The 22,576-nt window shown below is 66.7% G+C and carries 20 protein-coding genes; 13 read left to right on the forward strand and 7 right to left on the reverse strand.

What is annotated here, in order from left to right; all coding sequences use genetic code 11:
* Positions 1-114 precede the first annotated feature (114 nt).
* The 13 genes from moaA to DFR29_RS25000 all read left to right on the forward strand — a co-directional run bounded on the left by moaA (position 115) and on the right by DFR29_RS25000 (position 15,276).
* Positions 115-1,098, forward strand: coding sequence for a GTP 3',8-cyclase MoaA (gene moaA, locus DFR29_RS24940; protein WP_133821366.1), 984 nt, complete (start codon positions 115-117; stop codon positions 1,096-1,098).
* A gap of 3 nt (positions 1,099-1,101) precedes the next feature.
* Complete coding sequence (locus DFR29_RS24945; protein ID WP_243746175.1) at positions 1,102-2,121, forward strand: molybdopterin-binding protein; 1,020 nt, start codon at positions 1,102-1,104, stop codon at positions 2,119-2,121.
* Positions 2,084-3,367 carry a molybdopterin molybdotransferase MoeA gene (locus tag DFR29_RS24950; protein WP_166654323.1) on the forward strand — a complete coding sequence of 428 codons (1,284 nt, stop codon included), beginning with the start codon at positions 2,084-2,086 and terminating at the stop codon, positions 3,365-3,367. Before DFR29_RS24945 ends, DFR29_RS24950 begins: the two co-directional genes overlap by 38 nt.
* Positions 3,364-3,624 (forward strand): MoaD/ThiS family protein, encoded by a 261-nt coding sequence (locus tag DFR29_RS24955; RefSeq protein ID WP_133821368.1) that lies wholly within the window; start codon positions 3,364-3,366, stop codon positions 3,622-3,624. The genes DFR29_RS24950 and DFR29_RS24955 overlap by 4 nt, the downstream gene beginning before the upstream one ends.
* A gap of 4 nt (positions 3,625-3,628) precedes the next feature.
* Positions 3,629-4,189 carry a molybdenum cofactor biosynthesis protein MoaE gene (locus tag DFR29_RS24960; protein WP_133821369.1) on the forward strand — a complete coding sequence of 187 codons (561 nt, stop codon included), beginning with the start codon at positions 3,629-3,631 and terminating at the stop codon, positions 4,187-4,189.
* Positions 4,190-4,232: 43 nt separating this feature from the next.
* A complete protein-coding gene (locus DFR29_RS24965) occupies positions 4,233-4,586 on the forward strand; it encodes a DUF7009 family protein (RefSeq protein ID WP_133821370.1) in 354 nt (117 codons plus the stop codon).
* A gap of 269 nt (positions 4,587-4,855) precedes the next feature.
* Positions 4,856-6,283: a NarK family nitrate/nitrite MFS transporter gene (locus DFR29_RS24970; RefSeq protein WP_133821371.1), complete on the forward strand. Its 1,428-nt coding sequence runs from the start codon at positions 4,856-4,858 to the stop codon at positions 6,281-6,283.
* A gap of 61 nt (positions 6,284-6,344) precedes the next feature.
* The gene (locus DFR29_RS24975) at positions 6,345-10,088 is read left to right on the forward strand and encodes a nitrate reductase subunit alpha (RefSeq protein ID WP_133821372.1); all 3,744 of its coding nucleotides are present in this window, start codon (positions 6,345-6,347) and stop codon (positions 10,086-10,088) included.
* Positions 10,088-11,635: a nitrate reductase subunit beta gene (narH, locus tag DFR29_RS24980; protein ID WP_133821373.1), complete on the forward strand. Its 1,548-nt coding sequence runs from the start codon at positions 10,088-10,090 to the stop codon at positions 11,633-11,635. Before DFR29_RS24975 ends, narH begins: the two co-directional genes overlap by 1 nt.
* Positions 11,632-12,318 (forward strand): nitrate reductase molybdenum cofactor assembly chaperone, encoded by a 687-nt coding sequence (gene narJ / locus DFR29_RS24985; RefSeq protein ID WP_133821374.1) that lies wholly within the window; start codon positions 11,632-11,634, stop codon positions 12,316-12,318. The genes narH and narJ overlap by 4 nt, the downstream gene beginning before the upstream one ends.
* Positions 12,315-13,019 (forward strand): respiratory nitrate reductase subunit gamma, encoded by a 705-nt coding sequence (gene narI, locus DFR29_RS24990; RefSeq protein WP_133821375.1) that lies wholly within the window; start codon positions 12,315-12,317, stop codon positions 13,017-13,019. Before narJ ends, narI begins: the two co-directional genes overlap by 4 nt.
* Before the next feature lie 4 nt (positions 13,020-13,023).
* On the forward strand, positions 13,024-13,923 hold the full coding sequence (locus DFR29_RS24995) for a peptidylprolyl isomerase (RefSeq protein WP_133821376.1): 900 nt from the start codon (positions 13,024-13,026) through the stop codon (positions 13,921-13,923).
* 27 nt (positions 13,924-13,950) lie between these two features.
* Complete coding sequence (locus DFR29_RS25000) at positions 13,951-15,276, forward strand: MFS transporter (RefSeq protein WP_133821377.1); 1,326 nt, start codon at positions 13,951-13,953, stop codon at positions 15,274-15,276.
* A 47-nt stretch (positions 15,277-15,323) separates the two neighbouring features.
* On the opposite strand, the gene DFR29_RS25005 is transcribed toward DFR29_RS25000, so the two are convergent.
* The 7 genes from DFR29_RS25005 to DFR29_RS25035 form a co-directional block, all read right to left on the reverse strand.
* Entirely contained in the window at positions 15,324-15,701 is a 378-nt protein-coding gene (locus tag DFR29_RS25005; protein WP_208113713.1) for a hypothetical protein, read from the reverse strand.
* A gap of 178 nt (positions 15,702-15,879) precedes the next feature.
* Positions 15,880-16,320, reverse strand: coding sequence for a ribonucleotide reductase subunit alpha (locus DFR29_RS25010; protein ID WP_243746176.1), 441 nt, complete (start codon positions 16,318-16,320; stop codon positions 15,880-15,882).
* A gap of 69 nt (positions 16,321-16,389) precedes the next feature.
* Entirely contained in the window at positions 16,390-17,592 is a 1,203-nt protein-coding gene (locus DFR29_RS25015) for an NnrS family protein (protein ID WP_166654324.1), read from the reverse strand.
* A gap of 23 nt (positions 17,593-17,615) precedes the next feature.
* Positions 17,616-18,443, reverse strand: a complete 828-nt coding sequence (locus DFR29_RS25020; protein ID WP_133821379.1) for an ABC transporter ATP-binding protein — start codon at positions 18,441-18,443, stop codon at positions 17,616-17,618.
* Positions 18,440-19,225: an ABC transporter permease gene (locus DFR29_RS25025; protein ID WP_133821380.1), complete on the reverse strand. Its 786-nt coding sequence runs from the start codon at positions 19,223-19,225 to the stop codon at positions 18,440-18,442. Before DFR29_RS25025 ends, DFR29_RS25020 begins: the two co-directional genes overlap by 4 nt.
* Before the next feature lie 3 nt (positions 19,226-19,228).
* On the reverse strand, positions 19,229-20,227 hold the full coding sequence (locus DFR29_RS25030; protein WP_133821381.1) for a substrate-binding domain-containing protein: 999 nt from the start codon (positions 20,225-20,227) through the stop codon (positions 19,229-19,231).
* A gap of 21 nt (positions 20,228-20,248) precedes the next feature.
* Positions 20,249-22,393: a TonB-dependent receptor plug domain-containing protein gene (locus tag DFR29_RS25035; RefSeq protein WP_133821382.1), complete on the reverse strand. Its 2,145-nt coding sequence runs from the start codon at positions 22,391-22,393 to the stop codon at positions 20,249-20,251.
* Positions 22,394-22,576 lie beyond the last annotated feature (183 nt).

The raw sequence follows: 22,576 nt of genomic DNA on the forward strand, positions 1-22,576 counted from the left end.
GTAGACGCACCGCTGGTCGCCGGATTCCGGCGATGGCGGCCAGCCGCGATCGGCAACGGCGACCGGGGCCGGTGGACAACGGCCGGCCTTTCCTGCTTTGGAAAGGATTGAAAGATGGCAGCCCTCATCGACGGCTACGGCCGACGCTTTCCGTACCTGCGGCTCTCGCTGATCGAGGCCTGCAATTTCCGCTGCAGCTACTGCCTGCCCCGGGGCTACCAGCCGCGTCCTGGACTGGCACCTCTGCTGACTGTGGCAGAGATAGGCCGGCTGGTCCGGGCCTTCGCGCGGCTGGGCATGAGCAAGCTGCGGCTCACCGGCGGCGAGCCCAGCCTGCGCCATGATTTGAGCGAGATCATCGCCGCCGTCGCCGCCGTGCCCGGCGTGGCCAAAGTCGCGTTGACCAGCAATGGCGTGCTACTGCAGCGGCGCATCGCCGAGTGGCAGGCCGCCGGTCTCACGCATCTGAATGTCAGCGTCGACGCGCTGGACCGCGCGCGTTTCGCCGCGATCACTGGCCACGACCGCCTGCCGCAGATCCTCGACGGCATCGAGCGCGCGCTTGCACTGGGCCTAACAGCAGTCAAGCTCAACGCGGTGCTGCTCCGCGGACTCAACGACGACCAGCTGCCGGCCTTCCTCGATTACGTGCGCACGCGTCGCGTCGGCCTGCGCTTCATTGAGCTGATGCAGACCGGCGACAACCTCGCCTATTTCCGGCGCCACCACTACCGCGCCGAAACCCTGGAACAGACGCTGCTGGCACAGGGCTGGCAGTTGCATCCGCGCGCGCCGGACGCCGGCCCCGCGCGCGATTACGCCCATCCGGACTACGCCGGTCACATCGGCATCATCGCGCCGTATTCGCGCGATTTCTGCGCCGGCTGCAACCGCCTTCGCGTCACCGCAGCCGGCGACCTGCGCCTGTGCCTGTTCGGCAACGCAGGCATTCCACTGCGACAGTTGCTGCAGGCCGACGCGCAGGCCAACGAACTTCAGGCTACGTTGATAAGCCAGCTCGGCCTGAAGGCCGCCGGTCACGGCTTGCACCGGGGCGAGACCGGCGTTACCCCGCATCTTGCGTCGATCGGAGGCTGAACCATGCCCTTGAACCAGACCCCCTGCGTGGGTTTCCAGATGCCCGACTTGCGCCGCGAACGCCCGGTGCAGCGGCGCGCCGTCGCTACCGGTGAACTGCAGGTCGGCTCTGCCTATTCTGCTCTCGTCGAGCGCCGCCTGCCGCGCGGCGACGCGCTGCTGCTGGCCCAGGTGGCCGGGCTCCAAGGCGCCAGGAATGTGGCCCAGCTGATTCCACTGCATTCGTTGCCAACGCCAGACTACGTCGAGCTTCGCTGCCTGCCGCTGCCCGGCGAGGACGCCGTGCGCGTCTATTGCGAGGTCACTGGCACGGCCTGCGGAAGCCTGGCGCTGGAAGCCCTGGCCGGCGTCAACGCTGCTCTGCTCTGCCTCTGCGACCAGCTCGAAGTCCTACAGCCGGCGCTGTGCCTGCGCGAGGTCCGCCTGCTGTTTGACGAAGGCGGTCCGCAGGGCCTGCGAATCCATCCGCGCGGGCTGGATGAGGACGAGCGCGAACACTATCTGCCGCAGGCCGCGTCCGGTCTCGCCGGTGCGCGCTGTGCGGTGATCACGCTCAGTGACCGCGCTCAGGCTGGTACCTATGCCGACCGTTCCGGACCGCTGCTGGTCGAGGCGCTGCAGGCGCTCGGCGCCGTCGTCGCCGATGTCGTTCTGCTGCCCGACGGCGTGGAGCCGCTGGCGACGCGGCTGAAAGCGCTGGCCACTGCTGGCGCCGAACTGGTGCTGTGCACCGGCGGCACCGGCTTCGGGCCACGCGATCTAAGTCCCGAAGCCCTTCGCGCGGTGGCCGACCGGCCGGTGCCGGGCCTGGGTGAACTACTGCGCAGCGAAAGCCGCCATCACACTGAACTGGCCTGGTTGTCGCGGGCTGAGGCTGGCCTGATCGGGCGCTGCCTGGTCGTCACCTTGCCCGGTAGTCCACGTGCCGTGGCCCAGGGCATGGCCATACTCGGTCCGTTGCTGGCACATGCCCGCGCAATGCTGCGTGGCGAGCCCCATCCCGATGGACGCAACCATGCTTGATGTCGATGCTGCTCTCGCACTGATCCATCAGGGGCTGCATCGCGGTCCGACCGAAGCGCTGGCACCACGCGCGGCCCTGGGCCGCGTGCTGGCCCAGGCCGTGTACAGCGGCGAGGACCTGCCACCATTCGACAACGCGGCGATGGACGGTTTCGCCCTGCCGCTGGGTGCACGCACGGCCCAGGCCGGCGAGGAATTCGCCGTGCAGGGGGAACAGGCGGCCGGTGACGCGGCGCGATCCGCACAGGTTGCCTGCGCCATCATGACTGGCGCGCGCCTGCCCGACGGGCTCGACACAGTCGTCCCGCTGGAACAGGTACGCGTGCTTGCCCACGATGTGCAGGGCGGTGCGCAGCGCATCGTCCTGACGGTCGCGGTGGCGCCCGGCCAGCACTGCCGCCGCCGGGGCGAGGATATTTGCCGCGGCGAACCCGCGTTGCCGGCCGGCTGCCGGATCGGACCGCCCCAACTCGCACTGCTGGCTGGAATCGGCTGCGCCAAGGTCTCCGTAGTAAAGGCACCCAGATTGACGTTGTTCTGCACCGGCCGCGAACTCGTTGACGACCCGGCGCGGGCGCTGGGTTCAGGCGAGATCCGCAACAGCAATGGCCCCTATCTCGCCGCGGCCGCTGCCGCTGCCGGCACCGAACTGCTACGCGAAGTCACTGTGGCGGACGAGCCGGCCTCGCTGCAGCACGCCATTGCCGACGCAGTGGCCGACGGGGCGCGCCTGATCCTGAGCACCGGCGCGGTATCGGCCGGTCGTTACGACTTCGTGCCCGAAGTGCTGGGCGCGCTTCGTGCCGATATTGTTTTCCACAAGTTGCGCATGCGCCCGGGCAAACCGCTGCTGTTTGCGCGACTGCCCGGCGGTACGCTGTATTTCGGCTTACCCGGAAATCCGGCCTCCTGCGCCGTCGGATTCCGCTTCTTCGTCTGCGCGGCCGTGCGCGCGCTGCTGGGCCTTGCCGCCGAACGGCCGTGGCGTCTGCCGTTAGTGCAAGAGGCAAGCAAGAAAGCGGGATTCGCCCTCTACCAGAAGGCCAGCTTGACATTCGATCGGGACGGCCGCGCCGGCGTGCGTCTGCTGTCGGGCCAGGAATCCTTCAAGGTCCATTCCCTGGCCCATGCGCAGGGCTGGGCCATGCTACCGGCAGCGGCGGAGCACCTGCCAGCGGGAACGTCAGTCGACTTTCACGGCAGTGCGCACTGGGGCCTGCACCTGGATACGGAGAGCGCCGCATGAAGATCCAGCTAACCCTGTTCGGCTGCTTCAGCGAGTTCGAACCCGGCGCCGTACTGGAACTGGATCTCGCCGACGCCGCGAACCTTACCGACGTGCGCGCGGCCATCGACGACTACGGCCGTCGCCACTGGCCGCGTTATCGTCCGGGTCTGCTCGGTGCCTCGGTCCTGGCCAGCGAAAGCGAACTGCTGTGCGACGAGGCGGCAGTCCCGGCGGACGGTCGGCTGGTGTTGCTGCCGCCAGTCTGCGGCGGCTGAGCCCATGCAGAACAATCCGTGTTTCCAACTCTTGCTACCCGCCATCAGCGAACAGGCGCTGGACCCGGCCGCCGCGCTGGAATTCGTCGCCGACGCTGATTTTGGGGCCACGACCCTGTTTCTGGGCCGGGTGCGCGCGCTCAACCTCGGCCGCGCCGTGAGCGGCATCAGCTACAGCCTGTTCGCACCGCTAGTGCTGCGCGTGTTCGAGCGAGCCTGCTGCGACGCCGCCGCCGCGTTCGGCCCGCAATTGCGCCTGCATGTCTCGCACAGCCACGGCCAGCTGCAGGTCGGCGATCTGGCCGTGGTCGTCGCTGCCGGCGCACCTCATCGCGACCAGGCCTTTCGTGCCTGCCGCAAGATCATCGAAATCGTCAAACACCAGGCACCGATCTGGAAAAAGGAACACTACGCGGACGGCGACAGCGAATGGAGCGAGGGGTGCGCGCTGTGTTCTCCGGCGACGCCGTCTGCGCTTTCGACGGCACAGGCAGCAACACAAACCACCGCAGCGACGACGACGCCATTGGCAAGAGCAGCAGATACACACGGCGACGGGCTCTGAACGCGCCGACCCTCCCGCCTCCCAACCTCGCCCAGGACCCCCCATGAAACTGCAACTCCACGGCCAGCGCCTGCGCTTTCGCATCGACGAGGCGGAGCTGGCCCGCCTGCTCGACGGCCAGACCCTGGCCGACCAAACCCGGCTCGGTCCGGTGCAGCTGCACGAACGTCGCTTGCACCTGCACGATGGCACTACGGCGGCGCTGGACTGGAAGGACGGCAACTTGGCGCTGACGCTGCCGCGCACCGCCATCGAGGACTACGTCACCGGCCTGCCCCGCCGCGACGCCCTGCGCTTTGTCCTCGGCGAAGGCGAGGCTGCGCTGCATCTGGATTTCGATGTCGACGTGCGTGACAGCATGCGCACGCGTCGGCCGCAGGCAGCGCTCCAGCCCTGATCCACCGCCGGCCCCCGTCCCGGCCGTGTCTGACCGAGATCAGACCCGCCGGCGCAACGAATGCCCTGTCGTTAACCCGCATTGCTCGCGCCCGTTCGTAGCGCAGGACGCAGGCGGCGGTGGGTTGCGCGCGCCGCCGCACTCCCGGGTGCCGTGACACCTTGCCGCACACGGCAGCGGGTTTAGATGACCCAAATCAGTGTGATCCGCCGACGAGTTGCCAAAACTGCAGCCGATTCCACGGCCCTCGCCGAGGAGCGGATCTTGCGATGAGCAGCCCAGGCAGCGAAACCCGCAGTGTGAGTTCGGCCGCGCCTCGCGCCGCGCGACAGATCGAGCACTGGGACCCGGAGAATCCGGCGTTCTGGGACAGCCAGGGACGCCGCATCGCAAACCGCAATCTGTGGCTGTCGATACCAGCGCTGCTGCTGGCCTTCGCGGTCTGGATGATGTTCTCGGCCATCGCGGTCAGCCTGCCGCGCGTTGGCTTCAACTTCGATACAGACCAGCTGTTTTGGCTCGCCGCACTGCCAGCCTTGTCGGGCGCGACCCTGCGCATCTTCTACAGCTTCATGGTGCCGCTGTTCGGCGGTCGGCGCTGGACTGCGATCTCCACTGCGAGCCTGCTGCTGCCGGCGATGTGGCTGGCCTTCGCCGTCGCCGATCCAACAACGCCGTACTGGCACTTCGTGGCCATCGCAGTTCTCTGTGGCTTGGGCGGCGGCAATTTCGCCTCGTCGATGTCGAACATCAGCTTCTTCTTTCCCAAGGCCCGGCAAGGCTATGCCCTGGGCATGAACGCCGGCCTGGGCAATCTGGGCGTGTCGGCGGTGCAGTTCGTGATTCCGCTCGTCACAGGCTTCGCCCTGTTTGGCAGCCTTGCGGGTGGACCGCAGACAGCCGCCGACGGCCGCCAGCTGTTCCTGCAGAACGCCGGCCTGGTCTGGGTACCCTTCATTTTCGCCGCTGCGGTGGCGGCCTGGTTCGGCATGAATGATCTGCAGGCGTCGCGGTCGAGTTTCGCCGAGCAGTCGGTCATTTTCCGGCGCAAACACAACTGGCTGATGTGCTGGCTCTACGTGGGCACGTTCGGTAGCTTCATCGGCTTCTCCGCCGGCTTCCCTATGCTCAGCAAGACCTTGTTCCCTGGGGTCGATGCGCTGAAGTACGCGTTTCTCGGCCCCCTGGTCGGCGCGCTGATGCGCTCGGCCGGCGGCGCCATCGCCGACCGCGTGGGGGGCGCCCTGCTCACCCTGGTCGTATTCATCGGCATGGCAGTGGCGGTGCTCGGCGTCATGGTCTTCCTGCCAGGCACCGCCGGCGGCGGCAGCTTCGGCGGGTTCCTGGCCATGTTCCTGCTGCTGTTCGTGCTGTCGGGCGTCGGCAATGCCAGCACATTCCGCATGATTCCAGTGATCTTCCGCGCCGGGCACGAGCGCGCACTGCCGGCGGATGCGGACGCGAGCCAGCGCGCGGCCGCGCTGCGCCGCGCCAGCATCGAGTCGGCGGCGGTCATCGGGTTCTCGTCGGCGATCGGCGCCTACGGCGGGTTCTTCATTCCCAAGAGCTTCGGCTCGTCGCTGGCGCTGACCGGCGGCGCCGAGGCGGCGCTGTGCGGCTTCACCGTTTTCTACCTCAGCTGCATCGCGATCACGTGGTGGTGGTACTTCCGCCGCGGCGCGGAATGTCCGTGCTGATCCATCCGCAACGGCTAGCGGCATACGCCGGCAGAGCAAGGCTTCCTATGGAGACCCAGCCATGAGTTATTTTCTCGACCGTCTGAACTTCTTCAAGCCGGCCTCCGAGCCGTTCTCGGACGGGCACGGTGCCGCGCGTCGGGAGGATCGCAGCTGGGAAGATAGCTATCGCAGGCGCTGGCAATACGACAAGATCGTGCGTTCGACCCACGGCGTGAACTGCACCGGTTCGTGCAGTTGGAAGGTCTACGTCAAGAACGGGCTGGTGACGTGGGAGACGCAGCAGACCGACTATCCGCGGACGCGGCCGGACCTGCCCAATCACGAGCCGCGCGGCTGCCCCCGCGGCGCCAGCTATTCCTGGTACCTCTACAGCGCCAACCGGGTGAAATATCCGCTGGTGCGCTCGGCCCTGCTCAAGCTCTGGCGCGAGGCCCGCCGCACCGGTGCGCCCGTCGAGGCCTGGGCCAGCATCATCGCGGATCCGGAGCAGTCGCGGAGCTACAAGTCCAAGCGCGGAATGGGCGGCTTCGTGCGGTCGAGCTGGGACGAAGTCAACGAGATCATTGCCGCCGCCAACCTGCACACGGTCAAGGCATTCGGCCCGGATCGCGTTGTCGGCTTCTCGCCGATTCCGGCGATGTCGATGGTCAGCTACGCGGCCGGCGCGCGGTATCTGTCGCTGCTCGGCGGCGCCTGCCTGTCCTTCTACGATTGGTACTGCGACCTGCCGCCGTCGAGCCCACAAGTCTGGGGCGAGCAGACCGATGTGCCCGAATCGGCAGACTGGTACAACAGCCGCTACCTCATCGCCTGGGGCTCGAACGTTCCGCAGACGCGCACGCCGGATGCCCACTTCTTCACCGAGGCGCGTTACAACGGCACGAAGACGGTGGCGATAACGCCGGACTATTCCGAGGTAGCCAAGCTCACTGATCATTGGCTGCATCCCAAGCAAGGTACCGACGCGGCGCTGGCCTTTGCCATGGGTCACGTGATCCTGCGCGAGTTCCATGTCGACAATCCCTCGCCCTACTTCACCGCCTATTGCCGCCAGTACAGCGACATGCCGCTGCTCGTCCGGCTCGAGCGCCGGCCCGATGGGCGTCTTGTGCCGGAACGCTTTTTGCGCGCGGCCGACCTGGGCGGTCTCGGCGAACGCAATAATCCGGAATGGAAGACCCTGGCCTATGACGAGATCAGCGGAGCGCTCGTCGTGCCCAACGGCTCGGTCGGCTTCCGCTGGGGCGAGAAGGGCAAGTGGAACATCGAGGAAAAAGACAGCGCCGGCCGCGCCACGCTTCTGCGCCTGAGTCTGGCCGGCGTCCACGATGGCCTGGAGCCCGTGAGCTTTCCGTACTTCGGCGGCGTAGAGCATGCGTACTGGATCGAATCCAAGTTTGAGGACGTGCTGGAACGCACGATCCCGGTTCGCCGCCTTGCGCTCGGTGACGGCAAGGAATGGCTGGTCGCGACCGTCTACGATCTGCTGCTGGCGCAGTACGGCGTGGACCGCGGTTTCGGCGGGGGCCATGTCGCTGCGAGCTACGACGACAACGTGCCCGGCACGCCGGCTTGGCAGGAGAAAATCACCGGTGTACCGCGTGCCGACGTAATCCAGATCGCGCGCGAGTTCGCGCGCACCGCAGACAAGACCCGCGGCCGCGCCATGATCATCGTCGGGGCGGCGATGAACCACTGGTTCCACAACGACATGAACTATCGCGGGCTCATCAACATGCTCGTGATGTGCGGCTGCGTCGGCCAATCCGGCGGCGGCTGGGCGCACTACGTTGGCCAGGAAAAACTGCGCCCGCAGTCGGGCTGGACGCCGGTGGCCTTCGGCCTGGACTGGAGCAAGCCGCCGCGGCAGATGAACGGCACCAGTTTTTTCTACTTCAACAGTAGCCAATATCGCTATGAAAAGCTCGGCGTGGAGGAAATCCTCTCGCCGCTGGCCGATCGCTCGCGCCATACCGGATCGCTTGCCGACTACAACCTGCGTGCGGTGCGCATGGGGTGGCTGCCGGCGGTTCCGCAGCTCAACACCAATCCGCTGCAACTGATGCGCGAGGCTGAGAAAGCCGGCATCCCTCCCGTGGACTACGCCGTCGGCAAGCTCAAGGACGGTAGCCTCGATTTCGCATTCGCCGACCCGGAGGCGCCGGAGAACTATCCGCGCAATCTGTTCATCTGGCGTTCCAACCTGCTCGGCAGTTCGGGCAAGGGGCACGAGTACATGCTCAAGCATCTGCTCGGTACCCGCCACGGCCTGCAGGGCAAGGATCTTGGCGAGCGCGGCGCCACCAAGCCCGAAGAAGTGAAATGGCGCGACGAGGCGCCGGAAGGCAAGCTCGATCTTCTTGTCACGCTCGATTTCCGCATGTGCACTACGGCGCTCTACAGCGACATCGTGCTGCCGACCGCAACTTGGTACGAGAAGGACGACCTCAACACTTCCGACATGCATCCGTTCATTCACCCGCTGTCCAAGGCGGTGGATCCGGCTTGGGAGGCGCGTTCGGACTGGGAGATCTTCAAGGGCATCGCGCGCAGCGTCAGCGCGATGGCACCCGGCGTGCTCGGCGTCGAGAAAGATCTTGTGCTGGTGCCGACGCTGCACGACACGCCGAACGAGATCGCCATGCCCTACGGCGTCACTGACTGGAAAAAGGGCGAGTGCGAGCTCATACCCGGCAAGACCGCACCGAGCATGGTCGTGGTCGAGCGCGACTATCCGAATCTCTACCGGAAATTCACCTCGCTCGGTCCGCTGCTCGACCAGCAGGGCAACGGCGGCAAAGGCATGAGCTGGGAAACCGGCCACGAGGTCGAGTTCCTCGCCCGCCTCAACCGCGAAGTCGCCGAACCAGGCGTAAGCCAGGGCCGCCCGCGCCTGGACACAGCGATCGACGTTGCAGAGGCGATTCTGCATCTCGCGCCGGAAACCAACGGCCATGTCGCCGTCAAAGCGTGGAAGTCGCTCGAGAGTTTCACCGGACGCAGCCATACCCACCTGGCCGAAGGCAAGGAGCACGAGGCGATCCGCTTCCGCGACATCCAGGCGCAGCCCCGCAAGATCATTTCCTCGCCGATCTGGTCCGGACTTGAAGACGACAACGTCAGCTACAACGCGAGCTACACCAACGTGCACGAGCTGATCCCCTGGCGCACGCTGACCGGCCGCCAGCAGTTCTACCAGGACCACGAATGGATGCGCGACTTCGGCGAAGGCCTCATGAGCTATCGCCCGCCGGTCGACACCAAGACGATCAAGCCCATATTCGGCAAGAAGCCCAACGGCAACACCGAAATCGTACTGAACTGGATCACGCCGCACCAGAAGTGGGGCATCCACAGCACCTACAGCGACAACCTGATCATGCAGACGTTGTCGCGCGGTGGTCCCATCGTCTGGCTCAGCGAGGATGACGCGAAACGCGCTGGCATCGAGGACAACGACTGGATAGAGCTTTTCAACGTCAACGGCGCCATCGCAGCGCGCGCGGTGGTCAGCCAGCGCGTGATGAATGGCATCGCAATGATGTATCACGCGCAGGAGCGCATCATTAACACGCCCGGTTCCGAGATCACCGGCACCCGCGGCGGCATCCATAATTCTGTGACCCGCGTGGTGGTCAAGCCCACGCACATGATCGGCGGCTACGCCCAGCTCGCCTACGGCTTCAACTACTACGGCACGGTGGGCACCAACCGTGACGAACTCGTAATCGTGCGCAAGATGAGCACAGTCGACTGGCTCGACGGAGAACCCGTGCCTCCATCGGCCAAGGAGGTGGCGTGATGAAAGTCCGTGCCCAAATCGCGATGGTCCTCAACCTCGACAAGTGCATCGGTTGCCATACCTGCTCGATCACCTGCAAGAACGTCTGGACCTCGCGCGAAGGCGTCGAGTACGCCTGGTTTAACAACGTCGAAACGAAGCCCGGCGTGGGCTATCCCAAGGAATGGGAAAACCAGCAGAAGTGGAACGGCGGCTGGGTCCGCGACGGTGCCGGCCGACTGCAGCTCAAGGCCGGTGGTCGCTTCCGCCTGCTCGCCAAGATCTTCGCCAATCCCGATCTGCCTCAGATCGACGACTACTACGAGCCGTTCGACTTCGACTACCAGCATCTGCACCAAGCGCCGGAGGGCCAGCACCAACCGACGGCGCGTCCGCGCTCGCTGATCAGCGGCGAACGCATGCAGAAAATCCACTGGGGACCGAATTGGGAGGAAATCCTCGGTACCGAGTTCGCCAAGCGCTCCAAGGACACGAACTTCGACGGCGTGCAGCGCGAGATCTACGGTGCGTTCGAGAAGACCTTCATGATGTATCTGCCGCGCCTGTGCGAGCACTGCCTTAATCCGGCCTGCGTCGCATCGTGCCCCAGCGGCGCGATCTACAAGCGCGAGGAGGACGGCATCGTCCTGATCGACCAGGACAAGTGCCGCGGTTGGCGCATGTGCGTCTCGGCCTGCCCGTACAAGAAAATCTATTACAACTGGAAATCAGGTAAATCAGAGAAATGCATCTTTTGCTATCCGCGCATTGAGATGGGCGAGCCGACCGTGTGCGCCGAGACCTGCGTCGGACGAATCCGCTATCTCGGCGTCCTTCTCTATGACGCCGACCGCATCGAAGCCGCCGCTAACGTGGCCAACGAGAAGGAACTCTATCCGGCGCACCTGGACGTGTTCCTCGACCCGCGCGATCCGGAGATCGTCGCGGCTGCGCGCGCCGAAGGCATTCCCGACAGCTGGCTGGACGCTGCGCAGGCCTCGCCGGTCTACAAGCTCGCGATCGACTGGAAGCTCGCGCTGCCGCTACACCCGGAATACCGCACCCTGCCGATGGTCTGGTACGTGCCGCCTCTGTCGCCGATCCAGTCGGCCGCCGATGCGGGCCGTATCGGCAAGAACGGCGAACTCCCCGACGTCTCTTCGCTGCGTATCCCGGTGCGCTACTTGGCCAACCTGCTGACGGCCGGCGACGAACGGCCCGTCGTCGTGGCGCTGGAACGCATGCTCGCGATGCGCGCCTGGCGCCGCGCGATGAACGTGGACGGCGTGGAGGACGACGAGGTGCTCGCTCAGGTCGGCCTTACCCGCGCGCAGGCCGAGGAAATGTACCGGTACCTTGCGATCGCGAACTACGAGGACCGCTTCGTCATACCCAGCGCCCACCGCGAATACGCCAACGACGCCTTTGGCGAACGCGGCGGGTGCGGCTTCACCTTCGGCGAGGGCTGCTCGCCTGGTTCCGACGGCGCCGCCTTGTTCGGCGGGCGGGCCACAACGACCTACCAAGTGCCGCCTGCGCGCCAGAAATCGGAGAGGGAGCGAGCATGAAAGTCCTGAAACTGGTCGGCGTACTGCTGGACTATCCGCAAGAGGAACTGTGGTCGCATCGCGATGCGCTGCTGCAGGCCTGCGTCGAGTGCGCCCTGCCGCCCGCGTCGGCGCATCGGCTGCAGGTGTTCGCGCAGGCGCTGCTCGCGCTGGAACCCATGGCAGCACAGGAACGCTGGCTGGGTCTGTTCGACCGCGGCCGCGCCATGAGCCTGCTGCTGTTCGAGCACATCCACGGCGAATCGCGCGACCGGGGCCAGGCCATGGTCGACCTGATCGAAACTTACCGCCGCGGCGGTCTTGAACTCGACGCGCGCGAGCTTCCCGACTACCTGCCCTTGGTGCTCGAGTACCTTTCCGGGCGACCCGAGGCTGAGGTCGTCGACTGGCTTGGCCATGTTGCGCAGATCGTCGCGCTGCTGGCGGGGCGCGCCGCAGAGCGCGAAAGCCCTTACGCGACACTGCTCGAAATCCTGGTGGAGATTAGCCAGGGCAAGGTTGATCTCGCCCTGATGCGACGCAAAGCCCGCGACGAAACGCGCGATGACACGCCCGAGGCCATAGACCGTGTGTGGGAGGAAGAGGCCGTGCGCTTCGGTGTCGAGCCCCCCCAGGACGAGTGCTCACCGCCGCGCCGGCTACCGGCCGGCGCCCACCCGCACGAATCGCAGGTGAGTCCATGAACGCCGTTAACTACATCATGTTCCAGATCTTTCCGTACGTCGCACTGGCCGTGTTCGCGATCGGCTGCTGGGCGCGCTTCGATCATGGCGCCTACACCTGGCGCAGCGGCTCAAGCCAGCTGCTGTCGAGCAGGTGGATGCGACTGGGCAGCAACGCGTTCCACATCGGCGTCCTTGCCATCCTCGGCGGCCACCTGGTCGGCCTGCTCACGCCGCATTCGGTCTATGAGCACTTCATGACGAGTGGCCAGAAGCAGCTCCTCGCGATGGTGGTCGGCGGCCTGTTCGGCCTGCTCTGCCTCGTCGGCATGAGCCTGCTGCTCGTGCGCCGCATCGCCAACGCGCGCATCCGCGCCACCGGCAGCGGCCGCGATCTTGCCGTCCTGGTATTGCTTTTTGCGCAGCTCCTCCTCGGCCTCGGCTCCATCGTCGTCTCCGCCGGCCACATGGACGGCTCGCAGATGGTGAAGCTCGGCGAATGGGCGCAGCACATCGTCACCTTGCGCGGCGGCGCCGCCGACTACGTGGCTGACGCCCACTGGATCTACAAGGCGCACGTCACGCTGGGGCTTACCCTGATCCTGATCACGCCGTTCACGCGGCTGGTCCACGTCTGGAGCATTCCACTGGGCTACGTCGTCCGCCCATACCAGATCGTGCGCCGCCGCACGGCGCCGCTCGACTACTCCAGCCGCCGGTGACGCCATGCGAACGACCATTCCCATCCTGCTGGACAGCCGCCCGCAACGGGCTACCAGTCCCGGCGAAACGCCCCGCCCTGGGCTCGCCGGACACGACACCGACAGCTCGCCGAGCCGTCCGCCGCCGGGTCCGGCGCCTGTCTTCGTTCATGTCGGCGCCACCGCGATCAGCGAAGCGGAGATCGCGCGCGAGATGCAGCACCACCGCGCAGACCATCCGCAACGGGCACGCGCCGATGCCGCCCGGGCGTTGGTCGTGCGCGAGTTGCTGAGGCTGGAAATCCACCGCCTCAGCCTGGCCGGTGCGGCACGGCCCGAAGGCCCAGAGACGCACGAAGAGGCCGAGGTTGCGCTGCTGATCGAACGCGAAGTGCCGACACCAGCACCCGAGGAAGCCGACTGCCGCCGTTATTTCGACGCGAACCGCGACCGCATGCATGAAGCGGACGCCGCTCGCGTGCGCCACATCCTGCTTCCAGCACTGCCCGGCGATGGCGCCGGCCGCAACAAGGCACGCGAGCTCGGCGAACAGCTGATTGATCAGCTCCGGCGGGAACCGGCGCGCTTCGAACAACTCGCACGCCTGCATTCGGCCTGTCCTTCCCGCAACGAGGGCGGCAATCTCGGATGGGTTTCATCCGGCGACACCGTGCCGGAATTCGAGCGCCAGGTGTTCCGCCTCAAGCCGGGGCTGGCCGGTCTGACCGTCGAGAGTCGTTACGGCCATCACGTCGTTGTGCTGGATGAGCACAGACCCGGCCAGCCCCTGTCTTTTGCCGCCTGTCGCGAGCGCATCGCCGCCTACCTCGAAACCCAGGTCAAGCAGAACGCACTGCACCAGTACCTCAACATCCTGGCCGAGCGGCACGGCGTCCGCGGCCTGGAGATGTTTGAGGCTGCCTGATTTCCTTCGCCGGCAAGCATTCCCTCCATGAACTCACCCTCCCCCGCACAGCAACATACTGCCCTTTGGGCCGGTACCGCCGCCTTCACTGTGAGTTTTGCGGTTTGGACGATCTTCTCCATCATCGGCGTACAGATCAAAGCCGAGCTGGGCCTGAACGACACCCAGTTCGGCCTGCTCGTCGCTACGCCCATCCTCACTGGCTCGCTCTCGCGCATTTTCCTGGGCGTGTGGACCGAGCAACTTGGCGGGCGCCTCATTTTCAGTGCCGTGATGCTGGCCGGCGCCGGCGCCACCTGGCTGCTGACCTGGGCGGACACTTATCCGACCTATCTGCTGGCTGCGCTCGGCGTCGGCATCGCCGGCGGCAGTTTCACCGTCGTGATCACGTATGTCTCGAAGTGGTTTCCCAAGGAGCGCCAGGGAACAGCGCTGGGCATCGTCGGCGCGGGCAACATCGGTTCGGCCGTGACTAAGCTGTTCGCGCCGCTGGTGATGGTGGCCGTGGGCTGGCATGGAGTCGCGCGCATCTGGGCGGTGGCGCTAGCGGTCTCTGCCGTCATCTTCTACTTGGTCACCAGTGACGAGCCCGACGTCGTCGAGCGACGCGCCAAGGGCGTGCAGGCAGTGCCGTTCCTGGTGCAGTTGCAGCCCCTGAGAAACCTGCAGGTCTGGCGCTTCTCGCTCTACTATTTCTTCGTGTTCGGCGCTTTCGTCGCGCTGGCACTTTGGCTCCCGCGCTACCTAGTCGGCGCTTACGGACTTGACCTGAAGACTGCCGGCATGATTGCCGCGGCCTACTCGATTCCGGCCAGCCTGTTCCGCGTTGTCGGCGGCTGGGCCTCGGACAGATACGGCGCCCGCAAGGTGATGTACTGGACCTTTATCGGCTCGGTGATCTGCACTTTCCTGCTGTCCTACCCGAGCACGAGCTATGTCGTGCAGGGCATCAAGGGCCCCATTGCATTCACTCTGGCCGTCGGCGTCCTGCCCTTCACCATGCTGGTGTTCGCGCTCGGGTTCTTCATGTCGCTGGGAAAAGCCGCGGTCTACAAGCACATACCGGTCTACTACCCGGATAACGTCGGTTCGGTGGCCGGCGTGGTAGGCATGATCGGCGGCCTCGGCGGCTTCATCCTGCCCATCGCGTTCGGCGTGCTGAACGACCTGATCGGCGTATGGACGAGCTGCTTCATGCTGCTGTTCGTGCTGGTTGCGATAGCCCTGACCTGGATGCATTTCGCAATACGCCGCATGGAGCTCGCCCGCCATCCGCAGGTGGCGCGCGACACCGACCTGCCGGAGATCATGCAGGTGGCAGGCAGCGCGCCGGCGCTGCGTAGAGACGGTTAGTTTGCCCGCGTTGTGATCGCAACGTGGGCAATGCGACCGCCGTCGGATCAGCCACCGATCAACGGACGGCTGTGGTCGCCGAGATGCGACAGCAGCAGGAACCCGGACATCAGCAGCGCATTCAGCGCCCAGGTCACGGTGAGGAAGCGCGCCACCTGGCCGTAGCGCAGATCGCGGACATTGTCAGCGTTCACCCAGACCAGCCGGGTGATCAGCAGCGAATAGGAAGCGAACCCCGCCAGCGCCAGCGCGAACAGCGGAGTGCCCGTTTTGTCGAAGGCGAACAGTATCGCCGCGAACAGTAACTGGCTGCAGAACACGCCGTAGATCCAGAACACCCGCCACAGCGGCCGGGTGCCGCGCGTTTCCGGCGATAGCCAAGTCGGCAGCGCGTGATGAACAGAATCAATTGAGTCGGCGTTCATGGCAACCCTCCAGGTAGTGAGTGATGCGACGCACTGCTGCGCGCGCCTGGGTGCAGCGAATGGAACTTACGACCGCGAGCCGCGCAGCGCAAGGCGGCGCCCGTTGCCGCTGAAAAACATCGGTCGCCAAGTCTTTCCTGCGGGCAGCCGGTCGGCGCAATGCCAGCGCCGTGGCGGCTCAGCGGCGTTGCAGATGAACCAGGTTTCCAACCTTGTCCACGGCGAGAAAGCGGGCAATCTGTCCACCCTTGATCTGCTCGACCATCATGCGCATGGGCTGCACGGCCTCGTCGCCATTCGGCGGATGCCCGCCGCGGCCAGACAAAGCCGCGACGAACAGCAGATGCCAGTCCGCTCCGGCCGCGCGCGACTCCTCGGACAGCGCCGCGAAATTCGCTATTTCCTCTGGACGCTTGTCGACGCATACGACGGGCGCCAGCGCGCCGCCCTCGCCGCGTTCGAACGCACGCTGCTCGGTTTCGGCGGCGTCGGGCGGCAGCTCAGCCGCAGCGAACACGAGCAGCAATCGCTGGGGTTCGGGCTGCGTCCGGGCAGCCTGTAGCAGATCATCGAAGGTTACGAGTTCCATCAGCTCCCCCACGTAGTCATTGCAGATCATTGACAGTATTCACGTTGAATCATTGCTGCATCCGCGTAGTCGGGTGCATCGGCGACGCCCGCCGGCGCCTCATTCCGGTGCCCGTGGCCCCACGCACCCCCAGGCGCCGTCACCACGACGACGTGCAAGGTCGACGCCACCCCGCCACAGCCATAGGGCGAAACCCGACGACCACAGGAAACCCGCGCACCACCATAGAGGTAGTGCGTGCAGTCCAGCCATGCCGGCCAGCGCGCGCACCAGCGCTGCGCCGAGCAGCATCAGCGCCGCCAGCGGCAACCAGCGCCCTTCGTCCGGGGACAAACCGATATGCATACGGCCGGCGATGCAGAACACGACGAACACGCCCTGCCCAAGTGCGCCGACGGCGAGCACGTGCAGGCCGGCGCTCGGTGGAATCGAGGCGCCCAGACGCGCAGCACCGTCGAGCAGATAACCCAGCCCCAGCAGCCAGGGCAGCGTGTACAGCAGCGCCACCCAGCGCCGCGCCAGCACTCGCGTATGCGGCCAGTCGCCGAGCAGCCCTAGACTGGCTGCCCCCGCGCCGAGCCCCAGCCAGCCGGCGACACCCTGCGCCCCGGCGAGGACCGCGAGTGCATGTAGGACGATCAACAGCGCTGCGATATGCCGGCGCGGTGGCCGCGCCAGATAGTCTGGCTCGGCGCCGGCTTCCTCGAGGCAGCGGTTGACCACACGCATCGAGATACGCGCCAGTTTCAGCACGATCAGCGGCAGCATCAGATGCAGGATGAGGCGCAGGCCGGCCAACGGATCCGCAAACAGGACGCCGCCGATCGCCAGGTCAAGGCTGCACAGCGTCGCTGCCAGCAGCACGGCGGCTAGCGCCGCCCAGAGATCGAGTTGACGCCGCGCTGGATCCTGCCAGATCGCGCGCGTCAGCACGAGCAGCAGCCACAGGCACAGTGCCGTCTGGAGCAGAGCCAGCGGCCAGACGCCAATCAGCACGATCGCCGCCGCTGCCGCGCGGGCGCCGAGCCAGAGCGCGAACAATCCCAGTGAAATGCGCCGGCCGAAGCCACGGGCGCTGGTGAATTCGGGCACAGCAGTCAGGCTGAAGCCGATCACTGATGCGAGGCCGAAGCCGAGGATCAACTCGTGCGCGTGCCAAGCCGTTACGCCACCGGGAAATGCCGGTGCGCGTAACCGGCCGCCCAGCACGGCCAGCCACGCCGGAACGTACAGCGCGGCGACGGCCGCCCCGGCGAGGAAGAATGGTCGCAGTCCGCACTGCCAAAGCGGCCACCGCAGCAATTGCAGATACGCGGTCCGTAAAGTCAGCATGCCTGACGATCCGGCGCAGGGGTCGCAAGGCAGTGGTGCTGAAACCACGCCGTCTCCGGTGCACGATCCGTGGCCTCTACCCGTTCGTCCGGCGGCAGACCGAAGGCAGCGCGAAAGCCGGTGTCGGCGAGCAGGGCCGTCTCAAGCGCCAGCACGTCACGCTCGCTGCGATCGGTTGCCCTCAACGCAGGCTGCAGCGCGAGCAGCGGACGGCCCGGCTGTCCGCCGAGCACCAGAAGCCGATCGGCGAGGCGCAGCGCCTCGCGCGGGCTGTGCGTGATCATCAGCATCGTGCAGCCCAGGCGCAGGCATTCTCTCAGCAGCCATTGTTCGAGTTCATGCCGCAGTCCGATGTCAAGCGCCGCGAAGGGCTCGTCGAGCAGCAGCAGATCGGGTTCGATCGCCAGCGCCCGGGCCAGTGCGACGCGGCTTCGCATGCCCCCCGACAGGGCGGCGGGATAAAGTGCCAAGTCCGCGGCCGACAGGCCGAGCCGCGTGCCTAGCGCCGTCGCGGCAGCGCGGCGCTCGCGCCGTCTGACGCCGCGCGCCTTGAGCCCCAGCGCAATGTTATCGAGCGCGCTGCGCCAAGCCAGAAGTCGGGGTTCCTGGAACACCATGCCCAAATTCTGCCAGCCGCGCTCGATTGTTCCCTCACCGATCTCGAGCAGACCGGCCGTCGCCTGCAGCAGGGTCGACTTGCCGCACCCCGAAGGCCCGAGCACCGCCAGAGACTCCCCTCGCTCCAGTGTCAGGTCCATCGGCGCCAGCGCGCGCCGCGCGCCGTAGCGGTGCCCGAAACCGCGAATTCGGAGCAGGCTCACCGCGCCACCTCGCGCCAGCGTTCGAGTTCGCGCTTGACCGGTTCCAGCAGGCCGTACTCGACTAGCAGCAATGCCAGCAGGACACAGAGCACCCAGGCCAGCGCTGTCGTCATGTCAAGTTGCGTGCGCGCGTCGGCCAGTGCCGCGCCGATGCCGTCACTGCTGGTCAGGAGTTCGGCCATCACAGCCACTTTCCAGCTCGTGCCCAGCGCTGTAGTCGCTGCGGGGAACAACCAGGCGAGCAAGTGCGGCAGCTCCACTTCGATCACACGCGGGCGCCAGGACAGACCGAATGCACGCGCCATCGCCGACAGTGCCGTATCACGGGTGAGCATGCCCTGGAGCGTGGCTCCGAATACCACGGGCAAAGCAGCCGCACAGACGGTGAACACCGGAGTGCCGTCGCCGCTGCCCAGCCACAGCAGCGCGAGCACCAGCCAGGCGATCGGCGGCATTCCCAGCAGCACCGTGACCAGCGGGCGTGCCAGCAGCGCGCCCGCTCGCGAAATTCCGGCCAGGACCCCGGCCGCGCAGCCGATGCCCAGCGCCAGGGCAAAACCCGCCAGCGCGCGGCGCGCTGTGACCAGGAACTCCGGCCATAGCACGCCGGCCTCCAGCAGCGAGTACAGGCGTGCGAATGCGTCCAGCGGCGCGGGCAGCAACAACGGCCCCAGCCGCTCGGCCGCGAGCTGCCACCCCGCAACGAGCAGGGCAAGTCCAGCGGCGGCGCTCCATCCGCTCCAGAGCCAGGCGATCCAAGCACGCAAGAGCCGCAGGGTCATGGGCTAGCCACTATAGAAGCCCGACTCGGGCAGCCGTCCGCCGATCAGTCCTGGTCGATGGGCGAGCAACCGGCCGAGGAACGCCTCGAGCTCGGGACGCGCCTGCGCGGCGTTCACCGCCTCCAGGCGACTGTGCCCCAGCGAGTCCGCGACGGCGGCCGCGTCCAACCGTCCGCTGCGCCGGGCCACGATCGCGCCGCAATCCTGCGGCGCCGCCATGCATTCGCCCAGCGCACGTGCATGAGCTTGCGCGAATTCGGCACACAACCCCCCGTCGTCGACGGCCGCACCCACGGCGACGATACCGGCCTGGGGCAGTCGTGCTGGTCCCAGGCCGGCGTCGGCCCAGGCCTGCTGCAGATCCAGCGTCCTGTACAGCTCGGGCGCGAACAGCGAAACAATGCCGCTGCGACTACGCGCCAGCACCATCGATACAGCCGGTTCGGCCAGCAACGCGTGATCAAGGCGACGGCTCAGCAACAGCTGCACCGCATCGAGTGGCGAGGCCAAGTAGCGCAGGCGCAGCTCGCGACGTGCTTCGACACCCTGCGCCGCGGCAAGCTGAGTCAGCACGATCTCGGGCATATCGCCGCGAAACGGTACGCCCAGTTCCTCATCGCCCAGGTCGGCCAGCCGGTCCAGCGAGGGCCGGCGCGAGACCAGATAAAGCAGTCCCCAGGCACTGATGCATTGCAGTCGCAGCATCAGGCCGCGGTTGTACAAGGTGGCGGCTACGTTGCTGGGCATGGCGATGAAATCGGCACGCCCTTCCAGGGCGATCAGGCGCAACTCGTCGGGATCACGCCACGGCAGGAACTCGATGCGTTCGGCCAGCGACCCGAACTCAGCACGCTCGGCCATCCACAGTAGCGGAAACGAAACCGAGGCCCAGGGACCGGAAAGGCGCAGGATCCGCGGCCGCAACTGGGCGCGCAGACTCGGAGGCGAGGCCAGGGCCGCGAGTGCGGCGGCAGACGCGTGCAGAAAGCGGCGGCGATGCATGGTGGACTCCGTGGAGGATTGTCAGAACCGCGCCAGCCAGCTGAGCTGCAGGCTGCGGCCGGGCGCCGGCGGTTCGGCGCCGGTGAGCCCGTCGGTGAGATGTTCGTGATAGTTCCGGTCGGCAAGATTGCGCAGAGCCAGGTGCAGGCGATGCCCGTCACGCTGCCAGGTCAATTCGGCATCGGCGGTGACGAAGCCGGCGGTCGGGTCCTCGCTGCCGCGGGCGAACACACGGGCCACACGCTCCTGGCGCCGGACCGCGCGCGCCCGGAACTCTCCGTCGAGGCGCCCGCTGAGCAGGGTGCCGACGTGGCCGTCCCAGCCCAGGCTGAGTTCGTCAGCGGGCATCTGGAACAAGGGCTCGTCGAGATCTCGGTTGTGGCCTCGCAGGCGGCTGGCCTCCAGGCTCAGCCACTGCTCGGTAGCGACCTGCCGGCGCAAACTCAGTTCCATGCCGCTGATTCGCACGCGACCGAGATTGACCGTTTCCTTGCAGGCTCCGGCCTGGGCCGCGGGACAGGCATTGCTGCCGGATGGTCCCGACACGTCGCGGCCGGTGATGTAGTCGGTGATGCGGTTCTCGAACAGCGCCAGCCGGTACTGCAGGCCTTCCTGTTCGCCTTTTGCGCCGAGCTCGAACTGGGTGGACACCTCTGGCCGGATCTGCGGATTGCCGAGATAGTAGTAGCCGTCGCTGCGCGGCGAGGCCTCGAAGCGTTCACGCATCTCCCCGGCCCGGAAGCCGCGCGCCAGGCTGGCATACGGGTGCAGGCCCCGATGCAGGGGCCAGACCAGTCCCAGGTTGCCGGAAAATGCGCCGTCAGTGCGTGCCAGCGGCTGGCCCCGCCCGCCACCCGCGACCGTCGCAGCGCGCCCCTCGACCCGATCCCAGCGCAGCCCGCCGAGCAGTTGCAACGGCCCGAAGTCCATGTCGTCCTGCACGAACACGCCCGTCGACTCGATACGGCCGTCGACGAAGGGAGGGCTCGGCTGCAGCGCGAACGTGGGCGGCGCCGCGATCAGGCGCTCGGGACTGGCCTGCATGCGCCAGTACTGAATTCCCAGCAGACGGCGGTGTCCGGCATCGATCCAGCGATCGAGGCGCAAGTCGGCACCGTCGGAACGGAAACCGACCTGCGTTTGGCTCAGATCGCGCGCCGCCGTCGCCGCCAGCGGTCCGTTGATGCGGCCGAAAATCGCCCGTTGCATTTGCTGCCGGTAAAAGCGGAGATCCCAGTTCCAGCCTGCTGGGCCGGCCCCGGCGTGGGCCAGGCCGAGTTCGACAAGACGCCTCTCCTGCTCGGGCGAATAAACCGTGGTGCTGCCAACCTGCGCGAGCGGGTGCGGCCTCGTTGATCCCGGATACGCGACGTCGAGATCGCGCTGCCCCTGCAGCGAAAGTCGCGCTTCGAGCGCATCGCCGAGGCGCTGGCGGAACTGGCCGATCAGCGCGCGACTACGATAGCCCGTGTCAGCCACGCGTCCCGAGGGGGCGAGATAGTCGTCCTGGTCGAGGCTGGCGCCGCCGAGGACGAGCGCGGAATCCGCGTCATGCCAGCGTGCCAGCGCAGACATGCCGATGCCGTGGCTCGCGCCGTCGAGCTGGCTCCCCAGCTCATAGCGCGGCGTTTCGTCGAAACGCGCCTGCGGCGTCAGCACGTTGACAACACCGCCTAGCGCTCCGCTGCCGTACAACACCGACGCCGGACCTTTCACGACTTCGACGCGTTCGGCCAGCCCCAGGCTCAGGAACGAAGCGATTGCGCCGGCCGGCTGGGCCGAATTCAGGCGCATGCCGTCGGCGAGGACCACGACGCTCTCTTTCTTCAGTCCTCGCAGTACCGGGTTCTGACCCTGCGCCCCGTCGGCAGCGACGGCCAGACCGGCGCGGCCGCGCAGCAGATCGCCCAGGGTGCGATAGCCGTTTCCAGCGATTTCGTCGCGCCCGCTGACGATCACGGCCGCCGGCGTGGCAAGGTCGGCGGCGGCATATCCCTTGGCGCTGATCACGACAGTGTCCAGGCAGGACAGCTCTTCCACCAGGCAGGCCTCTATCGCAGGCGCCGTTTCCGCCCAGACGGAATACGGACCGAGGCCGAGGGCAATGGAGACAGCGAGCGCCAGCACGCGGGGCGGACGGCGGAGACGGACGGCGAGTGAACGCATCGTGGGAAGTTCGGTAGTTGTGACGCCCTCATTGTTAGTTAATGCGAATCATTTTCATCTGACCCAGGTCAAGCAAGCCGCAGATGGCCGTCCTTTGCCGGCTTCCGGCGTCACGCCGATGCGCCGCGAAATCTCTGTGGCTTGCGGCTGACCTGGATCAGGGCGCGATGGGGGTACTCAGAA

The sequence above is a fragment of the Tahibacter aquaticus genome (assembly GCF_004363655.1).
Classification (GTDB): domain Bacteria; phylum Pseudomonadota; class Gammaproteobacteria; order Xanthomonadales; family Rhodanobacteraceae; genus Tahibacter; species Tahibacter aquaticus.